Genomic DNA, 19,711 nt, shown 5'->3' with positions numbered 1-19,711 from the left:
TTCAGAACTAAGGATTCACGCAAGAGATTGATATCCTTGTATCCTAAGTTTGGGCCAACCCTATAGCGTAGAATTAGCGGAAAATAGTATGCGTGGATATCAATGATACAGTACACTAGAATGAAACCGGCTTTCAGAGCGTGTCTAGAGAATAAATGGAAAATTTAGGATGATAAAGTGCTATGGACGACAACCTTCTCCCCCATTTCGACGACCTGGCCCGTAAGGCATGCCGCCAGGGCCGCGCCGTGTCCGGTTTCCTCTCCCCCGCGGAGCAAACCCTTGTCACACAGCATTTTGCCCGCCGCCGGGACGTAAACGTCACCTTCGAAGGCGGGTTCCCCGGCGCGGTCCGTGCGGCGGCCGTCCTCACGGAATCGGACTGGGGCGACGTCGGAGACCCCGGCGCGCTGCTGGCCTGTATCAAAGTCGATCATCGGCCTCAGGACGAGATCGGCCATAGGGACATCCTGGGCGCTCTCATGGCCTTGGGCGTTGAGCGCCGCGCCGTAGGAGACATCATAGCCGGCGGCCCGCCCGCGTATTTTCTTTGCCGGCGGACACTGTCACGCTTTTTTTTGGACCAGATTGTCCGGATCGGCCGGGCGGGGGCGGCGCTGTCCGAAGTCCCCCTGTCCGAAATCCCCATCCGGGCGGACACTTTGCGCGCCAAAACGGTCTCGGTCTCCTCCCCCCGGCTGGACACGCTGGTGAGCGGCGCGTTCGGCTTGGCGCGCGAAAAGGCCGCCTCCCTGATCGAAGGCGGCCTGGTGTCGGTCAATCATCTGCCCTGCGAAAAGCCGGACAAACACGTAGCCGAAGGCGATCTGCTGAGCCTGCGCGGACGAGGCCGGGCCAGGGTGCTCTCGGTTGGCGGACTGTCCCGCAAAGGCAGGATATTTGTGGAATTAGGGATATACGAATGACCCGTCTCACGCGCGCAGCATGTCGTCCATGCCGTAAAGGCCCGGGCGGGTGACGCCGGCAAGGTAAAGCGCCGCCCGCAAGGCGCCCGCCGCGAAGACCTCGCGAGAACCGGCCGAATGGGAGATCTCGATGACCTCATGGTGCCCGGCGAAGAGGACGATGTGCTCCCCCACGATGCTGCCGCCGCGCACGGCGTGCAGGCCGATCTCGTGCGGGTCGCGCCGCGCGCGCCGTTCGTGACGGTCATAGACCGGGTGCGCCTCATAGGGGAGCGACTCGGCCGCCGCCCGGCAGAGCATCAGAGCCGTACCGCTGGGCGCGTCCAGCTTCTGGCTATGGTGTTTTTCGATAATTTCCACGTCAAAACCCTCGCCGAGCACGGCGCAGGCACGGCGGACGAGGTCGAGGAGCAGGTTGATCCCCAGCGACATGTTGCCGGACTGGAAGATGGGGATCTCCGCCGCCGCCGCGTGCACGGCGGCCTGCTGCGCCTCGTCGTAGCCGGTGGTGGCCAGCACCAGGGGCAGCGTTTTCTTCCGGCAGTAGGCCAGCAACGGCAGCAGGGCCACCGGCGCGGAGAAATCGAGCGCCACATGGGGCCGGCCGCCGTACTCCATCGGGTCGGCATAGACGGGAAAGTCGAAGTGTTTTTCCGTGTTCACATCCAGCCCCGCCACAATGTAGGCGTCCCGGCGGCCGGCGCACAGGCCCGCCACAGCCCGGCCCATGCGTCCGTTGCAGCCGGAGAGAAATATCTTTTGCATCTGTTTTCACATCCTCAGACAGCCCCGCCGGGGCCGCTGTTTGATCACGCCGTGAGCAGGCCTGCGCCGATCAAAGCCTTCTTCAGCAGGGCCAGGTGCTGCGGGTCCATCTCGCACAGCGGCATGCGCAGGGGGCCGCAGTCGTACCCGACGAGCCGCATCGCGGTCTTTACGGGGATAGGATTTACCTCGCAAAACAGCGCGTCGATGAGCGCCTGCAGGCGGATCTGCAGCGCGGCGCTCTCGGCTGTCTTCCCTTCGCGCCACAGCCGGCAGATGTCGGCGGTCTCCCGCGGGGCCACGTTGGCCAGTACGGAGATGACGCCCTGACCGCCCATCGCCAGCAGCGGCACGATCTGATCGTCGTTGCCGGACCAGACACACAGCTCGTCACCGCACAGCGCGCGCGTCTGGGCCAGCAGCGTGAGGTTGCCGGAGGCCTCCTTGACGCCGTTGATGAGCGGGTGGCGGGACAGTTCCTGATAGGTCTGCGCCGTGAAGCTCATCCCGGTGCGCGGCGGCACGTTGTACAGGATGATGGGGATATGCACCCGGTCGGCCAGATAGGTAAAGTGTTTTACGAGGCCGGCTTGCGTCGTCTTATTGTAATAGGGCGTAACCAGGAGCAGCGCGTCGGCGCCCGACTCCTCGGCCGCCTGCGACAGCAGCAACGCGTGGCTCGTGTCGTTCGAGCCCGCGCCCGCAATGACCGGCACGCGGCCGTCCACCTTTTTAATGCAGTACTCGATGGTGGCCAGATGCTCGGGAATCGTCTGGGTGGATGCCTCGCCAGTGGTACCGCAAATGGTGATCGCGTCGGTGCCGTTGGCAATCTGGTACTCAATCAATTCGCCCAGCCGTTCGAAATCGACAAAATCACCGGCAAACGGGGTGACGATGGCCACACTGGAACCGACAAAAACCGGAGTCTTCATGACCTTAGCTACCTCCTTCAAACTGCCGACATACACGGTTTGGGTATCAGAAACCCGTACCGGCGTCGGTCTATTGTACGTGTTGTATGGCAGACGCACTTCTGACACCTGGAACCATTGTATGCCTAATTTTTACGATTTGTCCCGTCGCCGCCGGAGGTAACCGCCGACTCAACCGCCGATATAGCCCTCCGCGCAGAGAAGCTCGGCCATCAAAACGGCCCCACCCGCCGCACCGCGCAGCGTGTTGTGCGAGAGACAGACAAACTTGACGTCGTACTGCGCGTCGCCGCGCAGCCGGCCGAGCGAAATGGCCATGCCACCCTCGAGGTCCCGATCCAACCGCGACTGTGGGCGATCGCTCTCCTCAAAATAATGCAAAAACTGTTTCGGCGCGCTGGGCAGGCCGAGCTCCTGCGGACGGCCGCGGTAGGCGGCCCAGAGAGCTTTGATCTCCGCCGGAGCCGGTTTTTGGGCAAACCGGACAAACACGGCGGCCAGATGTCCGTCCGAGACCGGCACCCGGATGCATTGCGAGGTGATGTTTGGACCGGCGGCGTCGACGATCACCTCCCCCTCGATGCGTCCCCAGACCCGCAGTGGCTCCAGATTCGACTTTTCCTCTTCGCCTCCGATAAACGGGATGACGTTGTCCACCATCTCGGGCCAGGCCGCAAAGGTCTTGCCGGCGCCGGAGATGGCCTGGTAGGTACAGGCCAGCACCTCGGTCGGCTCGAAGGCGCGCAGCGGGTGGATGGCTGGCACATAGCTCTGGATGGAACAGTTGGATTTGACGGCGATAAACCCGCGTTTTGTGGCCAGACGGCGGCGCTGCGCCGGGATGATCCCGGCGTGTTCCGGGTTGATCTCCGGGATAATCATGGGCACGTCCGGGGTGACGCGGTGGGCCGAGTTGTTGGAGATCACGGGACATTCGGCCCTGGCGTAGGCCTCCTCCAGCGCGCGGATCTCGTCCTTCTTCATGTCGACCGCACAGAAAACGAAATCGACGGCAGCGGCGATCTGCGCGAGATCTTTCACCGCGTCGAGCACAGGCAGGGCCGCCGTGTCCGCCGGCAGCGGCATTGTCATATGCCAGCGCCCCTCCACAGCCTGCCCGTACGGTCTGCCCGCGCTGCGGGCGCTGGCCGCAACCACAGCGACGTGAAACCAGGGGTGATTGTGCAGCAGCGTGATGAAACGCTGACCCACCATACCCGTGGCGCCGATGATCCCCACTTTGTACTGTCTCATTGCGAACAATCCCTCCATCTCATGGTTCAGGTGTTAGAAGTGCGTCTGCCGAAGGCCGCGCCGATTTTTTCGGCAGATCATGTCTTGCGCCGAAAAATAAGAAAAAGCCGGTTGAAAAACCGGCTGACCTTGTATATAATATACGCAAAGGGGCTCGGGCCCTCGTGGCGCGTCTTTACATACAAAAGCAGATAGCTCTTCATCCAAACGGTGGGATGACAGTCGGCAGATTGTTCACCTGCCGCCCAGGAACACAGACGTACCCATCCGACCGTTCCTTCGGCGGTCTTCCCTTTGGCGGCGGCGTCATTGGGCATGGGAGCCCTCGTCCGCGCTACTCATGAAGCCCGCGCCTCTATCCTGCGCAAATTCAATTGTGATTTTATCATAGCACAGCGCGTTTTTGTTGTCAATGGGGTCTTCGTGGCCTTTGACAGGCGAAATCACAGAAATCAGAGAGATACGAGCCGGTCGGCCTTGAAGGCGACGGATCGGCCGGGGTTAAAGGGGTCATCATGCAAACGAAAAAAACAAGCGCTTCTTTCAAATGCGTTCTGTGCGCGGCTATGGCCGCGATCGCGCTCGTCGGAACCATGCCCGCGGGGCAGACGGCGGAAGACAATCCCGTGCTGCGGATCGGTCTGTTTTACAACACGACGGCGCTGCCCACGGCCAATCTGGAAAATCACACGGGGTCCGGATATCGCTTTGGGTACCTGCAAGACGGGCGCAGTTTTGTCGGGATTGGGGAGACGACGGAGACCAAGATCACGATGGTCAAAAATCGCAATGTCTATATGAAAAGCGGCGTCTACTACGACGACTCCCCACCCACCGGCAGCATGACCATTGGCTGCTATCACGTGGACGTCGGCGTTTCGCTCAGCAGTTTCAGCGAGGCGCAGGGCCGGGCCGCCGACCTGTGCGGGCAGGGCTACGAGGCCTTCCCCGTCTATGACAGCGGTCATTACCGCGTGCGGATCGGAGCGTATACCTCGGCCGCCGCCGCGGGCGCCGCTCCGGCGGCGGGTCTCCCAGGCGCCCAAGTTGTGACCGGCAGCGCCTACTGCGTGTCTGTAGTCCGGACAGAGACGGGAACCATGGTCTTCCAATTCGACGGCGGCGCGTCCGTCTCTCTGGCCATCCACCCGTCACTGCGCGATACGCCGGCCCCGATCACTTGGTTCAAGGGCTACCGGTATTGCGGCGGATTTGAGTACCGCCGTACCACCGGCAACAACATGACGGTGGTCAACTGGGTGACCACCCAGGATTATGTCAAAGGGGTCATCCCCTACGAGATGAACCCCGCATGGCCGCTGGAGGCGCTGAAAGCGCAGGCCATCTGCGCCAAATCCTACGCGGCAACCAACCTCAGCAAACACCGCGAGTATGGCTTCGATCTCTGTTCGACGACCGACTGTCAGGTGTACCACGGTACCGGCAGCGCCTCGGCCAATTCGGACCGGGCGGTGGACGAGACGATGGGCTACTACGTCTACCACGGGAGCAAGATGGCCAGCACGGTCTATCACTCGTCCAACGGCGGCTCGACGGAAAGCGCCGTCAACGTTTGGGGCACCGACGTCGCTTATCTTCGGGCGGTGCCGGACAATTTTGAAGATCTTTCCCGCGCCGTCAACGGCATCTGGAGTTTCACCTACACAAACGCCGACATCACGCAAATCCTGCGGGACAAGGGCTACTCAACGGGCGCCATTGTGGACGCCTATGTGGACGAATACACGCCGGCCGGCAATGTGTACCGTGTGACCTTTGTGGACGCGCTGGGCAAAAAACACAATTTTGAACGGGAACGCGCCCGTACCGTTTTAAACAGCAGCGCGTTGAACCTGCACACGCACAGCCAGCGTTACACCATCAGTTCCGGCACCGCTACGCTCACCGTGATCGGCGGCGCCGGCAACAGGGTCACGAAGAGCAGCATCGGCGGCCTATATGCCGTCGGCCGCGACGGCGTGGCGCCTCTGTCCGGTTCGCTCTCCGGCCTGTTGCTGCGCGCCAAAAGCGGGCTGTCCTCGCTGCCGTCCGTCTCCACCGGCCAGTATCTCATCAGCGGTCGCGGCTGGGGGCACAACGTGGGGATGAGCCAGTACGGCGCCAAAGGCATGGCCGAACAGGGCTACCGCTTTGAAGACATCATCACATATTACTTCCAAAATGCCGAAGTGCGGCGAGAGGGATCGGCGTCATGACGACATCCGACTTTGATTTTGATCTGCCGTCGGCGCTGATCGCCCAAACGCCGCTGCCGCAGCGGGATGCCTCCCGTCTGCTTGTGCTCGACCGGGTGCGCAACATACGAAAGCATATGCACTTTACAGACTTGCCCGACCTACTCAGGCCGGGCGATTGTTTGGTCATCAACGACTCCCGCGTGCTGCCGGCTCGACTTTTTGGCGTGGCGGCCTCGGGGGCTGCCGTGGAGACACTGTTGCTGCGCGATCTGGGGAGCGACAACTGGCTCTGTCTGACGCGTCCGGGCCGACGGACACGCATGGGTACGGTGATCTCTTACGGGGACGGTTTTCTTACCGGCACTGTGGCAGCCGAGACGGCGGAGGGTAGCCGAGTGGTGCATTTTTCGTACACGGGGATTTTCCTCGAGCTGCTGGACACCCTGGGGGAGATGCCGCTGCCGCCATACATCAAGGCGCGCCTCGACGACCCGGAACGCTACCAAACCGTCTATGCCAAGGTGCCCGGTTCGGCGGCGGCGCCTACGGCCGGTCTTCATTTCACGCCGGCGCTGATGGACACCCTGCGCGGCCGTGGCGTGTCCATACACGCGATCACACTCCATGTGGGGCTGGGGACATTCAGGCCTGTAAAGGAAGAAGATTTCTCACGGCACGTGATGCACGCCGAGTATGCGATGGTTTCCGAAGAGACCGCGCGGGCAGTGAACGCGGCGCGCGGCGCCGGGGGGCGCATCGTCGCCGTGGGAACCACCGCCTGCCGCACTCTGGAATCCTTCGCAGACACAGAAGGGCGCCTTCGGGCGCACGCCGGATTCACCGACATCTTCATCACGCCCGGTTACCGCTTCCGCGCACTGGACGGACTGATCTCCAATTTTCATCTGCCTCGCAGCACGCTTCTCATGCTGGTCGCCGCTCTGACCGATCGCAAGACCATCTTGGAAGCCTACCGCGAGGCTGTGTCATTGCAATATCGATTTTTCAGCTTTGGCGATGCGATGTTGATACTTTGAGCACATGACAAAAAGCAGGAGCGGCCGCCTTTCGGTGACCGCTCCTGCTTTGTTGCGCTCTTTTTACAAAAGCGAGAGGATGTTGTTGATATTTACGGCACGACGGCTGTGGTGGGGTCGTTGATGGGCGTATAGGCGCTGTCACGGCGCCAGAGGAATGCTCTCACCTGCTGACCTTTGGTGAGCCCGGCGACGTCGATGGTCAGATCCGTCACCTGGCCGGCGGGCGCCGTCCCCGTCAACAATTTGCTGTCCACAAGCCTGCCTGCCGCGTTGTAGACGGCATAGCCGTAGACGAGGTCTACATCGCTGTCCAGGCCGTTTAAGACGGTGTACTTGGTGGTGGCAGCTGTCTCCCCGACTTCGATGTTGTTGAGCGCGGTCAGCGCGCCGTCAACGATGTCGCCGTAGGCAAAGGTACCCGCGAGGCCCGCGATTGGGACGTTCGGGGTTTCGGCGTTCTCGGCGTTGTCACGGACAGTCACCGTGAAGACGGTGCCGTCGGCAACAGTCCAGCCCGCGCCGTTTCCGTATGTCACATCGCTCAGGTCGTTCGTCGGGTTGGCGTCGTCGAAGTACTGGAGATCTCTCAGGCTTAGTGTCAGCGAAACTGTCTCCTCTTCGTCCGGCTGTAAGAGCTTTGTCTTGGCGTAGGCCTTGAGCTCCTGCCGCGGACGACCCTCCGCCTGCCAGGTGTCGGCGTTCAGGTAGAGCTGCACAACCTCTTTGCCGGCCACGCCGCCGGTGTTCTTGACCTTTACGGTCGCCGTGATCGTATCGTTCGGGTTGTCTTTGTCAAAACGGGTCTTGTCTAGTTTCAGGTCGCTGACACGGAAGCTCGTGTAGCTGAGACCGTAGCCGAACGGATACGCCACCATGGTCTCGTAGGTCTCGGGGCGTGACTCAAAGTAGCGGTAACCCACATAGACGCCCTCGTCATAGTACGCCGCCGGCATGGAGTTGAACGCAAGGTCCTTGCGCTCCTCGGTCCGCATCGCGACGGACGGGCTGTCGCTGTATGTCTGCGGCAGTGTCTGCGCGAGCTTCCCGGACGGATTCACCGCACCCTTCAGGATGTCGGCGATCGACCGCGTGCCCTCGGTGCCAGGGTTCCACACCGCCAGAATTGCGTCCGTCTGCGCCCTGAACTCCGTCGTGTTCACGGCGGACCCCGCGTTCAGCAGCACGACCAGTTTCTTGCCAGCCGCGTGGAAGGCGTCTGAATAGGCCTTCAAAACACCCTTCTCCGCCACTGTCAAATCAAATTCCGCCACCGTCAGGTCGGCGCCCTCACCGGCCACGCGCGTCAGCACATAGATGCCGACATCCGCCGCGGCCGCCGCAGCCGCCGCCACGGGACGGGCTGTCTCCGCCGCAGCCGCCACCGCCTGCGCCAGCGCGTCGCCCGTTGTGTTCGCGGGCGGATTGCTGATGTCAATGACGCCGTTTAATTTCGGCGTGCTGCCGATCGCCGCGATCGCGCGGCCCGCGCCGTCCGCACCGGAGGCGTTGATGACAGCGCCGCCGATCCGCCAGTCGACCACGTCAAACCCGCTGCCTTCCAGCGCGTCATACAGCGTGGGGCTGTATTCGGTCGTATTGTTGTTAAACCGGATCTGTGCGCTCCCTGTGCCCTGCACCACGATGTCGCCCACCGAGGCGCTGTCGTTGTACCAGCGGCCTTCGAAGAGTTCCGACCACGCCAGCGGACTCGTCACCAGCGCCACCTTCTCCGTGCCCGCCAGCGGCAGCGTCTGCAAGGCGTTCTTCAGCAGCACGATGGCTTCGTCCGCCGCCTGCTTGTTCACCACGGCGGACTCCTTGTACACATCGGACGTACCGAAGCTGTTCGAGCGCTCGCTCACATCGCGCTGCGTGAGCCCTGTGTAGGTGCCGTCCTCTTTCAACGCGCCGTACACGCCCGTAAAGGCCGACGTCTTGACGAGCACATTTAAGATATTCTTCACGCTGCGGTTCACAAGCCCGATGCGCCGCTCCTTCTCCCCCTGCGTGATGGCCGGGTCGTTGATCCACGCGTGCACGGACGCCGTGTCACGGCTGTTTTCGCCCAGATCCATCTGCGCCTCAAGAGACTCCGGCGGCACATAGTCTCCGCCCCAGTCGGACATGACAAAACCGTCAAAGCCCCACTCGCCGCGCAGCACGTCCGTCACGAGGAACTTGTTGCCGGACATGGCCCGGCCGTCCTCGTTTCCGCTGTTTGTCTTGTTGTAGGCCGTCATGATCGTCCACGGTTTCTTCTCCACCGCGATCTCGAACCCGCGCAGGTAGATCTCACGCAGCGCGCGTTCGGAGAGAATCATATCGCCCTGACCACGGTTCGACTCGGAGTCGTTTGCCACGTAATGCTTGAGCGACACGCCCACGCCGCCCGCTTGGATGTTTTCCACATAGGCGGCCGCGGACTGGCCGGTGATGTACGGATCCTCGGAGTAATATTCAAAGTTGCGGCCGCCCAGCGGGTTGCGCTGCATGTTGAGCCCCGGCCCCAACACGATGTCCACCGCGTAGTGCTTGGCCTCCTCCGCGACACGCGCGCCGACCTTCCCGGCAAGCTCCGCGTTCCAGGTGGAACCAAGGCCCGCCGGAGCCATCCACACCGTCGAGTTTTTCCACATGCGCACGCCCGACGGACCGTCCGCGAGCACCAGCGCCGGGATGTTAAACCGCGGGATTGCCTGTGTGCCGCCCGCGGGACCGCCTGCGGGGAGACCCTGGCTGAACATGGGCTGGCCGTTTTCCATGTTCAGCTCCTCAGGATAGTTGGAGCCGTTTAAGAGGCTGGTCGGGTCTCCGCCGACGCCGCCCGTGAGAGCGACGCGCTCCTCCAGCGACAGCGCGGCGATGATCTCGTCGATGTTCTCCGCTCCGCGCAGCTTCGGCAAGGTTTCAGCCACACGGTAGAAGAAGGCAGCCGGCTCGCTCTCGAGGGGGCCGTCGTTCGTCTGGTACACCACGACGGCCTTGATCACAAAAGCCTCGGAGCCGCTCGTGCTGGGCGGGACGATGCCGCCGCCCGCGTATTTTTGTGCCTCCTGCGTATAGTCGGGGTTCGGGATCGCCGACGCGTCCACTGTGCCGGTCTCGGGCCGGTAGACGCCCAAACCCGTCGTGTAGTAGACCTCGGTGTCCGCCTGCGTATTGATCAGTGTGACACCGTCGCCCACCTGATCCAATCGGTACAGGCCGCTGGCGAGGGACGCCGCCGGCGCGCTCGGGTACATAAGCAGGCTGCCGATGTCGCTGTACTGCTTCCCATCTTCGGTATCCAGCACCAGAAGTACCTTGACGCGGCCAATCGGCACCGGCTGGATGGTGGCCATGAGGAAGAAACCGCCATAATTCATCATCAAGACGAGGTCCGGACTCTCCTCTGTGGGATCCGTCCCGTCCGCTGTGTAGTACCCCGCCACTTTGGCGGGCTGACCGGAGAAGGTGTCCGGAATGTTATCTACGTTGATCCACGGATGTGCCACCGAAATCTGAGGACCAACCCAGCCGTTGCCATAGACCAGTACGGGCGCCTCGGAATCGGCCGCCAACGATGGTGCGCTGCTCCATACGAACAGGGACAACACCATGATGAAACAAAGCACGAGAGATGTGCCGCGAAATTTCATGGAACGTGACATCTGCCTTACCCTCCTCATACTCTTTACATGTCTCTGCTTCTGCTTTTTCCTCTTCTCTGTCCGGGGCCGGCTACGCAGGGGACATTTAGGTACAATGGCACCACATCCTTCCGACCAAACCGGTTTTTGGCCTGACGCACCACAAAACACGCGGGCCCCATTTTACAGCAACACGCGAATCAAGTTCAAGTAAAAGTATATTACAGAATGCTATAAATGTCAATGATTTTGTGCGGAAATTTTGACAAATGAGCAGAAAAAAGGCGGGAACCTGGCTCCCGCCGCCCGCAAGGGCATGTGTATTTCTTTTTGCGTGACGCACCTGCGACTGCCCCGGCGCGGCGGCGCGACGGCGCCCGGGGCATCGCGTCAGAATTTTGCGCGGCGTATGCCAAACAGCGTGCGCAGAAACCCTTTGAGCAGTCGGGGCGACTTGTAGACGACAATCTTCATAACGGGCACCACCTTTGCGTTGGGCGCCTCCGCGCCCTGTTGGACAGCGCGCCGCGGGCCGCCGACAGCGGCGCGCATCCGCCGGCGCAGCGCGTCTGTTCCAGTATACGGCCCAGCCAGATAAAATGTGATTGCGGCGGATCTTACGGCCGCTTCCGCACAGCCCGCACCACCAACGCGCGGCCGCGGGCGATCGCTATCTCCACGGGTTCTCCCGCTCCCAACGGCTCGTTGCTGAGGCCCAGCGTCTCCGTCCGCCTCAATGCGGCGTCTGTGAGCGGAAAACGCAGACCGCGCAGCGTCACGCCGGAGATACAGCCGTCCAATGGAATGAGCGAGAGGTACACAAAGGCGTCCGGATCCTGAATGGTCACGAGACCACCGGTGTGGAGACGAATCTCATGCCGCGCGTCCACAATCTGCGCGCGCGCGCCTCTCTCGTCGCAGTACTCCAGCAGGCCTAAATTTCCCAGGAAATGGTCAAGGCGAGGCCCACCGCCGCAGCCCAACAGGAGGAACTCGTCACAGCCGTTTTGCAGACCGTAGTCCAGGCAGGCCTGCAGGTCCGTCTGGTCCTTCTCCCGGGGTAAACGGATGACCGACACGCCGGGCGGCGGCCAACGCCCTCCGGAGTCCGCGTCCCCAATCAGCGCGTGGGGCCGAAGACCGAGCGCGCGCGCATGGCGCAGCCCGCCGTCCGCGCACAGCACCATGTCGTCCGGTCGCAGATACCCCGGTACATAATCCGGCTTCCCCAGCGGCGCCGCCCCCAACACCAAACCCCGCATTCACCGTGCCCCTCTCTGTTCTCTATCAAGGATCCGCCCCCGCCGATCAGAACTGCCTGCGCCCCGATGCGGCGCGGTAGAGCCGCGCATAACTCGCGTGCCGGGACGCCGGAATCGCCCCACGCGCCAGCGCCTCCAGCACGGCGCAGCCGGCCACGCCGATGTGGTGACAGTCGGTAAACCGGCAGGCGTCCTCAAACGGCCTAAACTCGGGAAAAAGATCCCGCAGCGCCTGCAACTGGATCTGCTCCAGACTCTCGTCATCAAATGTAGAAAACCCCGGCGTGTCGGCCGCCCAGGCGCCGCTTTGCATAGGCAGGAGTTCCGTGTGGCGCGTGGTGTGCCGCCCCCGGCCGCCCCGATGGCTGACTTCGCCCACCCGGAGCGCAAGCTCCGGCCGGAGCCGGTTGAGCAAACTCGACTTGCCCACGCCGGAATTCCCTGTAAAGGCAACCACCTTTCCGGCAATAAATCGCGCCAATTCATCGACGCCCGCCCCCGTTTCGGCGCTCAAAAGCACGGTCGGATAGCCGACCGCGCGGCACACCTCCGCCAGTTCGTCCGCCGGCTTGAGATCGATTTTGTTGAGACAGATGAGTACGCCGATTCCCTTGGATTCCGCCAGAGCCGTCATACGGTCGATGAGGAACGGGTCCGTTTCGGGCACGGCCCTGGCTCCGACGACGACCAGTGTCTCGATGTTGGCCACAGGCGGGCGGACAAATGCGTTTTTCCGGGGCAAAATCTCGTCGATGGTACCGGAACCGTCCGGCAGCACCTGAATCCGTACGCGGTCGCCGGGCAGGGGCCTGAGATGGACCAGCCGCAACCGACCGCGCAGCTTGCAGACGACAGAGACCTCGCCGTCCCAGACGGTGTAAAACCCGCCGACGCCTTTGAGAATCAATCCCTCGCGTTCCACCATGGAATTAGGGCAGATCGCTCATGCGGTACTCCTCGTACTGCACGCTGTCGATATAGACCATCACGGTGTCGTCCGCATATCCGGACACCTCGCAGGTGTAGTACATGTCAAGTGTGCTGACCGATTCGCTTCTGACGATGCCGCTCCCGACGTACACCGTGAGCAGCACTCGCTCGGGCGCGGACGGCAGCGCCACACGCAGCGTCCGGGTGATGAGCAAGTCGCCCACCGAAGGCGGTGTGTTGACGGGCATGTCCGGGCCCTCCGGCGGCGGATCGTCCGAAGGCGGCGGGGATACGGTCGGCCCCAGGCTGACGTCCACGTTGATCACGGTCTTTTTCTCGACTTCTGTGTTCGCCTCGACGCTCTGTCCGACGATCGTACCCACGGGTTTGTCGCTGTCCACGTTGCGCTTGGCGCCCATGGCAAGACCCAGCTGCTCCAGCACGCGCGCCAGATCATCCACCATGGTGTCTCTCAGATCAGGTACGCGCACCATCTGCACCTCAGGCCCTTTGCTGACGATGAGACGGATGACGTCTCCCTCGTGTACGTCGTCGCCGTTTTTGGGCTCGGTGCGGACTACCATGCCCTCCACCAGATCGGAATTTACATATTCCGGTTCACCGAATTTCAGTTTGAGCTGAGCGAGCTCTCGCTGGGCCTCCCGGTAATTCATGTTGGTATAATCGAGAAGCTGGAATGTATAGCGCCCCAAGCTGAGCGTCACCGTGACCGTACTGCCCTTTTTGTGCATCTCACCCTCCCGCGGATCCTGCTCCAAAATGACGCCCTCCTCCGCCTCGTCCGAATACTCCCCCTCTTCGCTGCGCACAATCGCGAAATCTTCCGCGTACTGCAGATTGTTTCTGACCTCTCTCTCGTAATGCAACCCGACCAGACGCGGCACCTGTACGTCTTCCACCGGTTGATTGCTGCCCAGAAGCTGAGAAATCAAAAACGTGAGGCCCGCCACAAAGACAAGCACCGCCAGCACACCGGTGAGCACGGTGATTTTGCTGTTGCGGCGGCGGATCTGATAGTCCTCCTCCTCCAGAACCTCCTCTGTCCTCGCCTCGCCGCGTCCACGCCCCTTCGCCGCCGCGCCGCGCCGGCGAGCGGACGGCGCCGGACGTTCGACGGCGTTCAACGCGTCTCGAGTCTGCCCCAGCGACCGAGTCGGTTCCTCCACGGCCGCTTTCTCCTGCGGATGGAGACCGCTGAGGTCGTAATCGAAACTGATACTCGGATTTTTTCTAAATTCTTCTAGGTCGTGCAGCATGGCCTCAGCCGACGTATAGCGATGGGTCAGGCTGGCCGACATAGCCTTCATGGTGATGACCTCCAGCGCCTCCGGTACCTCGGCGTTGACCTCGCGGGGCGAGAGCGGCATGGAGTTGATATGCTGGATGGCCACCGACACGGGTGAATCGCCCTCGTACGGAAGCCGCCCGGTCAGCATCTCGTACATCACAACGCCCACGGAGTAGAGGTCTGAACGGGCGTCGATGTGACTCCCGCGCGCCTGCTCGGGCGAGATATAATGCACGGAACCCAGCGCCTCCTGCGTCAGCGTATTTTGCACGGACACGAGCCGGGCGATGCCGAAGTCGGCCACCTTGACGCTTCCGTCGCGCAGGATCATGATGTTGTGGGGTTTGATGTCCCGGTGGATGATTCCGCGCCCGTGGGCATGGCTGAGCGCCTTGACAATCTGCGTGGTAAAATGGAGTGCCTCCCGCCAGTTCAGCACGCCCTTGCGCTGCATATACTGTTTGAGCGTGATGCCGTCGATTAGCTCCATGACGATGTATTCCGTATCTACGGAGCGGCTGACGTCATACACCGCAACGATGTTGGGATGCGACAGCATCGCCACGGCCTGGCTTTCCGCGTGGAACCGGCGGCGGAAATCGGCGTCTCTGGCATAGTCCTCCCGCAGGATTTTGACAGCCACAAAACGGTTGAGTCTGTGGCAACGCGCCTTGTAAACCACGGCCATGCCGCCGCTTCCGATGACCTCTAATATCTCGTACCGGTTGTCCAGCATCTTACCAATGTATTTTTCCACTGAACTGAACCTCCTCAATCATACCTGCGCAACCACGACCGTGATGTTGTCGGGGCCGCCCCTGTCGTTTGCCAATTCAATCAACCGACGGCAGCGCTGAGAGAGTTCACCCTCCCGAAGCACTTCGGCCAGGATCTCACGGTCCTCCACCACGTTTGTGAGCCCGTCCGAACAAAGCAGCAGATACTCGCCCGGCGCCAGGTCCAAGGTGTACAGATCGCAGTCCACGCGGGGCTCCGTGCCCAACGCACGGGTGATCAGATTTTTGCTCGGATGGGAACGCGCCTGCTCAAAGGTGAGATCTCCCTTGTCGATCAGCGCCTCCACAAGCGAATGGTCGCGCGTTACGCGACTCACGCCGTGCGTGCCGACGCGGTACGCGCGGCTGTCACCGATGTTCACCACGGCCGCCTGACGACCAGATAGGATGGCGCCGACCAGCGTCGTACCCATCCCCGCATACGCCTCGCTGGACTGCGCGCGCGCAAAGACGCGCGCGTTGGCCTCTTCGACGGCCTGTGCCAGCATTCGCTCCATCTCCTGTTCGTCCGGCGACGCGCGCAAATCCCGGCGGACCTCCTCCACAAAGATCTCAAGCGCAAGTTCGGAGGCCACATTGCCGGCGCGCGCACCCCCCATGCCGTCGCAGACCGCGAGAACGGCCTGCGTGGATTCATGCGACACATGCAGGAAAAAGGCGTCTTGGTTCTGGGTGCGCACCTTGCCCTGGTCGGTAATGCCCCATGCGTTCATCTGTCCCACCCACTTCTTGGCCCGTGGCGGCTGCCCCCGGCGGAACCGCCGCCCGAACTTTCTGCTCTCTCTCTTGAGGGGACCGCCTCTCCCGGTGCGCCGGGCGGCGGCGGAAACAACATGACTTATTGTACGACATTTTGTCCGGTTTGTCTACGCAATTGTCCGCAAGCGGCGTCAATCTCTTGGCCCAGCCTTCTGCGGCAGGTCACACTCGGCCCATACGAAGCCACGGCGGCGGCAAAACGGCGGATCTGATCTGGCCGGCTCGGCTGAAAACCGCCCCGCCCCGTCGGGTTATATGGGATCAGGTTTACGTGGGCCGGCGCACCCGTCAGCAGACGGCCCAGCAAATGCGCCCGGTCCTCCGTATCGTTTACATCCCGCAGGAGAATGTATTCATAAGAGACGCGCCGCCCCGTGGCCTTGAAGTAGCGCCGGCAAGCGTCAAGCAACGCGGACACCCCCGGATTGCCCGGCATGAGTCGAGTGCGCGTCTCGTCGTCGGCCGCATGCAAGGAGACGGACAGCGTGAGCGGCAGGGCCAGCGCCGCCAGCCGATCGATGCCGTCGATCAGCCCGCAGGTCGACAGCGACACGCGGCGCGGGCTCATGTGCAGCCCGTCCGGGTGCGCCAGCAGACGCACGAAGCGCTCGACCTCGTCCAGATTGTCCAGCGGCTCCCCGATTCCCATGAGCACCACGCCGGAGACGGGCGCACCGACCTGACGGGCGGCGCCCGTGACCTGCGCCAGCATCTCCCCGGCGGTCAGGTTTCTGATCAGCCCCCCCACTGTGGAGGCACAGAAGGCACAACCTTGCCGACAACCCGCCTGCGTGGAAAGACACACCGTGTTGCCGTGCCGATAACGCATGAACACGCTCTCGACGCTCTGTCCGTCCGACAGCCTCCAAAGAATCTTCGTTGTGCCGTCGCGGGCCGTCTGACGCCGGGTGGCGAACGGCGCCGTCAGGTACCCGATTGCCGCCAACCGTTCCCGGAGAGACAGCGGCAGGTCCGTCATCTCATCGAAGGCACGCACGCCCTTTTGCAACCACCGAAACGCCTGTCCCGCGCGGTACGCCGGCGCCTCCGGCAGCAGAGTCCGCAGTTCCTCCGGCGTACAGGCGGCGAGCTCTACCAGTCCTCCCGTCATACGGCCTCACCTCCACCGCCCACACGCCCGAACAGCGCGATAAAAAACCCGTCCGTCTCCACACGGTGCGGCCACAGCGTGATGCGCCCGTCCGTGCAACCGACGGGCGGCGGCAATATAAAGGACTTCGGCGCAAAGGCGGGATGGCTCTGCAGAAAGTCGTCCGCCACCGCCTCATTTTCTTCCGTCCGCAATGTGCAGGTGACATACAAAAGCCGCCCGCCCGGCCGTACATAGCGCGCGAGGTTGCAAAGCAGCCTGCGCTGCACGGCGGGCAGGCCCGCCACATCCTCGGCGTCTCGATCCCGGATGTCCGGCTTCTTGCGCACAACACCCATACCTGAGCAGGGCAGATCGGCGATCACCAGGTCGGCGCTCTCCGTCAGCGACGGATCGAACGCGCCCGCGTCTTTGCGGCACGGCGTCACGGCGGAAAGACCCAGCCGCGCCGCGCCCTTCTCAAGCAGCGTCATCTTGTGCCCATGTATGTCGCAAGCCAGAATGCGTCCGCGGTTTTGCATCTCCATGGCCGTGAGAAAACTCTTGCCGCCCGGCGCGGCGCAACCGTCGATCACCGTCTCCCCGGGCTGCGGACGCGCCGCCGACACGGCCAGCCGGGCGGCCGGATCGGCCACCAGAAACCACCCCGCCCGGTACGTCTCCAGCGCCTCGATGTCCCCGGTGTGGCTGAGCGCCAGACAATCGGGCACAAAGGGATGAGGCACCGCCTCCACCCCGTCCGCGGCAAGACGCTCCGCCAGTTCTTCCGCACGGCCGCGTAGGGGGTTCACCTGCACCCAAATGGGCGGGCTTTCGTTGTCCGCGCGCAGCAGCGCCTCGCACTCGTCCGGCCCCAGCCGGTCCAAGTACAGCGCCACCTGCCAGGCAGGCCGGCTATAGAGCACCGAGAGGCGCTCGACGTCCGTGCCGCCGGGCTGAGGCAACGATCCGCGCAACAGCGCGCGCAGCACCGCGTTGACATAACCGGCCGCCTTGGCGCCGGACAGCGCGCGCGCCATATCCACACAGGCTGAGACGCCCGCATAATTGGGAATTTTATCCAAAAATACAATTTGATAAGCGCCGAGGCGCAGGATATCCAGAATCCCGGCCTCCAGTCGGGTGAGCGGCAGGCGCGAATGGGTCGCCAGATAGAAGTCCAGCAGCCTTTCGTTTTGCAAGACGCCGTAGCTGAGCCGCGTGCACAGTGCCGCGTCGCGGGCGGAAAACCGCCCGCGTCTCAGTTCGTCCTTCAGCGCCCTGTCCGGCCACCCGCCGCGGCGGCGCGCCGCCAGGACCCGCAGTGCGCCGCTGCGCGCCGGCGACACGTCCACACTGTCCCTTGCTTTCATCGGCCGTTCTCTTCTCCGGCCAGCAGAGACCGCGGCATCGCGTGGCCGCGGGCATAATCCGCCGCGGCCATGCGCCGGCCGCCCTTGGCCTGCAGCTCGGTGATAAGCACTGTGTATCCGTCCCCGCAGAGGACCTCCAGTCCTCCCGGCCCGACGGCGACCACGGTGCCGGGCGCGCCCTCTTTCCGACGGCCGGTCTCCCGGGCGGCGTAGATCTTCCAGTGCTCCGGGGCGGTGTGGGCCAGCGGCCAGGGCTGCATCCCCCGCACCAGGCAGCAAACCTGACGGGCGTCGGCCCGCCAGTCGATCCGCCCGTCCTCGCGGCACAACAGAGGCGCGAAAGAGGCCTCGGCGTCGTTTTGCGGCGTGCGCGGCGCCACCCCGTCCGCGAACGCGCGCACGGTCCTCGACAGCAGCGACGCCCCCAGGACCATCAGCCTCTCTTGCAGGGCGGCGGCCGTCTCGTCCGGCCCAATTGAGAGGGATTCGGCGTAAATGATATCCCCGCTGTCGAGCGCCGGGGCCATGTGCATCGTCGTCACACCGGTCTCGGCCTCTCCGTTTGTCACAGCCCACTGGATGGGCGCGGCCCCCCGGTACTTCGGCAGCAGCGACGCGTGCAGATTGATACAGCCCACCGGCGGGATCTCAAGCGCCGCCCGCGGCAGGATCCGCCCGTACGCGACCACCGCGATCAGATCCGGAGCCAGCGCGCGCAGCGTCTCCGTCGCCGCGCCGGCCCGGAATGTCTCGGGCTGAAAGACCGGTATGCCGTGGGTCAGCGCCAATTCCTTGACCGGAGAAAACGCGACGGCGTATCCGCGCCCGCACGGCTTGTCCGGCTGGGTGAATACACCCGCCACCCGGTGACCGTCCGCCAGCAGCGCCCGCAACGAGGGCACGGCAAAGGCCGGGGTGCCCATAAAAACAAGATTTATATCGACTCCTCCTCGTCCTCCGGCGCCGGCAGCTGATCCGGGTCCAAATATTCGGTGGCAAACTCCGTAAACAACCGCCCATTCAGATGGTCGACCTCGTGACAAAACGCCCGCGCCAGCATCTCCTCCCCCGTCATCGTGATAGGCTGTCCATGGCGGTCCTGCGCCCGCACGGTCACGGTCATCGGACGCTTTACGATCCCGTAGAGGCCGGGGATGCTGAGGCAGCCCTCGGGTCCCTCCTGCGCCCCCTCCTCCCGGACGATCTCTGGATTTATGAGCTCAATGGGTACGCCCTCCTCCACTTCGATCAGCACCACACGGCGCAGCACCCCGATCTGGGGCGCCGCCAAACCGGCCCCATGGGCGTCGCGGAGGGTCTCCAACATATCGTCCAGCAGCGTGTGCAGCCGTTTGTCGAACTTTGTGACGGGACGGGACGTCTTTTGCAGCGTCTCGTCTCCGCGCGTCAAAATCTGACGCAGGGCCATGATGGCATCTCTCCC

At 63.1% G+C, this 19,711-nt stretch carries 15 protein-coding genes; 3 read left to right on the top strand and 12 right to left on the bottom strand.

Annotated features, from left to right (window positions below):
• The first annotated feature begins 182 nt into the window (after nucleotides 1–182).
• A complete protein-coding gene (locus LBK75_02005) occupies nucleotides 183–926 on the top strand; it encodes a hypothetical protein (protein ID MDR1157070.1) in 744 nt (247 codons plus the stop codon).
• Between the two features lie 6 nt (nucleotides 927–932).
• On the opposite strand, the gene dapB is transcribed toward LBK75_02005, so the two are convergent.
• The 3 genes from dapB to asd all read right to left on the bottom strand — a co-directional run bounded on the left by dapB (nucleotide 933) and on the right by asd (nucleotide 3,880).
• The gene (dapB, locus tag LBK75_02000; GenBank protein MDR1157069.1) at nucleotides 933–1,691 is read right to left on the bottom strand and encodes a 4-hydroxy-tetrahydrodipicolinate reductase; all 759 of its coding nucleotides are present in this window, start codon (nucleotides 1,689–1,691) and stop codon (nucleotides 933–935) included.
• Nucleotides 1,692–1,735: 44 nt separating this feature from the next.
• Nucleotides 1,736–2,626 (bottom strand): 4-hydroxy-tetrahydrodipicolinate synthase, encoded by an 891-nt coding sequence (gene dapA / locus LBK75_01995; protein MDR1157068.1) that lies wholly within the window; start codon nucleotides 2,624–2,626, stop codon nucleotides 1,736–1,738.
• A 171-nt stretch (nucleotides 2,627–2,797) separates the two neighbouring features.
• On the bottom strand, nucleotides 2,798–3,880 hold the full coding sequence (gene asd / locus LBK75_01990; protein ID MDR1157067.1) for an aspartate-semialdehyde dehydrogenase: 1,083 nt from the start codon (nucleotides 3,878–3,880) through the stop codon (nucleotides 2,798–2,800).
• 515 nt (nucleotides 3,881–4,395) lie between these two features.
• On the opposite strand from asd, the gene LBK75_01985 reads away from it, so the two are divergent.
• Both LBK75_01985 and queA read left to right on the top strand, forming a co-directional pair.
• Nucleotides 4,396–6,096, top strand: a complete 1,701-nt coding sequence (locus tag LBK75_01985; protein MDR1157066.1) for a SpoIID/LytB domain-containing protein — start codon at nucleotides 4,396–4,398, stop codon at nucleotides 6,094–6,096.
• Complete coding sequence (gene queA / locus LBK75_01980; GenBank protein ID MDR1157065.1) at nucleotides 6,093–7,115, top strand: tRNA preQ1(34) S-adenosylmethionine ribosyltransferase-isomerase QueA; 1,023 nt, start codon at nucleotides 6,093–6,095, stop codon at nucleotides 7,113–7,115. Before LBK75_01985 ends, queA begins: the two co-directional genes overlap by 4 nt.
• A 92-nt stretch (nucleotides 7,116–7,207) precedes the next feature.
• Here the strand turns inward: queA and LBK75_01975 are convergent, their stop codons facing one another.
• The 9 genes from LBK75_01975 to def all read right to left on the bottom strand — a co-directional run bounded on the left by LBK75_01975 (nucleotide 7,208) and on the right by def (nucleotide 19,696).
• Entirely contained in the window at nucleotides 7,208–10,768 is a 3,561-nt protein-coding gene (locus LBK75_01975; protein MDR1157064.1) for a glycoside hydrolase family 3 C-terminal domain-containing protein, read from the bottom strand.
• Between the two features lie 596 nt (nucleotides 10,769–11,364).
• On the bottom strand, nucleotides 11,365–12,009 hold the full coding sequence (locus tag LBK75_01970) for a thiamine diphosphokinase (protein MDR1157063.1): 645 nt from the start codon (nucleotides 12,007–12,009) through the stop codon (nucleotides 11,365–11,367).
• Between the two features lie 46 nt (nucleotides 12,010–12,055).
• A complete protein-coding gene (rsgA, locus tag LBK75_01965; GenBank protein ID MDR1157062.1) occupies nucleotides 12,056–12,934 on the bottom strand; it encodes a ribosome small subunit-dependent GTPase A in 879 nt (292 codons plus the stop codon).
• Nucleotides 12,935–12,938: 4 nt separating this feature from the next.
• Nucleotides 12,939–15,005, bottom strand: coding sequence for a Stk1 family PASTA domain-containing Ser/Thr kinase (pknB, locus tag LBK75_01960; GenBank protein ID MDR1157061.1), 2,067 nt, complete (start codon nucleotides 15,003–15,005; stop codon nucleotides 12,939–12,941).
• 18 nt (nucleotides 15,006–15,023) lie between these two features.
• Entirely contained in the window at nucleotides 15,024–15,758 is a 735-nt protein-coding gene (locus tag LBK75_01955; protein MDR1157060.1) for a Stp1/IreP family PP2C-type Ser/Thr phosphatase, read from the bottom strand.
• A 125-nt stretch (nucleotides 15,759–15,883) separates the two neighbouring features.
• Entirely contained in the window at nucleotides 15,884–16,915 is a 1,032-nt protein-coding gene (gene rlmN, locus LBK75_01950) for a 23S rRNA (adenine(2503)-C(2))-methyltransferase RlmN (protein MDR1157059.1), read from the bottom strand.
• The gene (rsmB, locus tag LBK75_01945) at nucleotides 16,912–18,267 is read right to left on the bottom strand and encodes a 16S rRNA (cytosine(967)-C(5))-methyltransferase RsmB (protein ID MDR1157058.1); all 1,356 of its coding nucleotides are present in this window, start codon (nucleotides 18,265–18,267) and stop codon (nucleotides 16,912–16,914) included. Before rsmB ends, rlmN begins: the two co-directional genes overlap by 4 nt.
• Entirely contained in the window at nucleotides 18,264–19,205 is a 942-nt protein-coding gene (gene fmt / locus LBK75_01940; protein MDR1157057.1) for a methionyl-tRNA formyltransferase, read from the bottom strand. Before fmt ends, rsmB begins: the two co-directional genes overlap by 4 nt.
• A complete protein-coding gene (gene def, locus LBK75_01935; GenBank protein MDR1157056.1) occupies nucleotides 19,202–19,696 on the bottom strand; it encodes a peptide deformylase in 495 nt (164 codons plus the stop codon). Before def ends, fmt begins: the two co-directional genes overlap by 4 nt.
• Nucleotides 19,697–19,711: the final 15 nt, after the last annotated feature.

This window comes from Oscillospiraceae bacterium (assembly GCA_031265355.1).
Lineage (GTDB): Bacteria > Bacillota > Clostridia > Oscillospirales > UBA929 > JAIRTA01.
The sequence above is the reverse complement of the archived record's forward strand: the minus strand, read 5'-3'. Positions and strand labels throughout refer to the sequence as shown.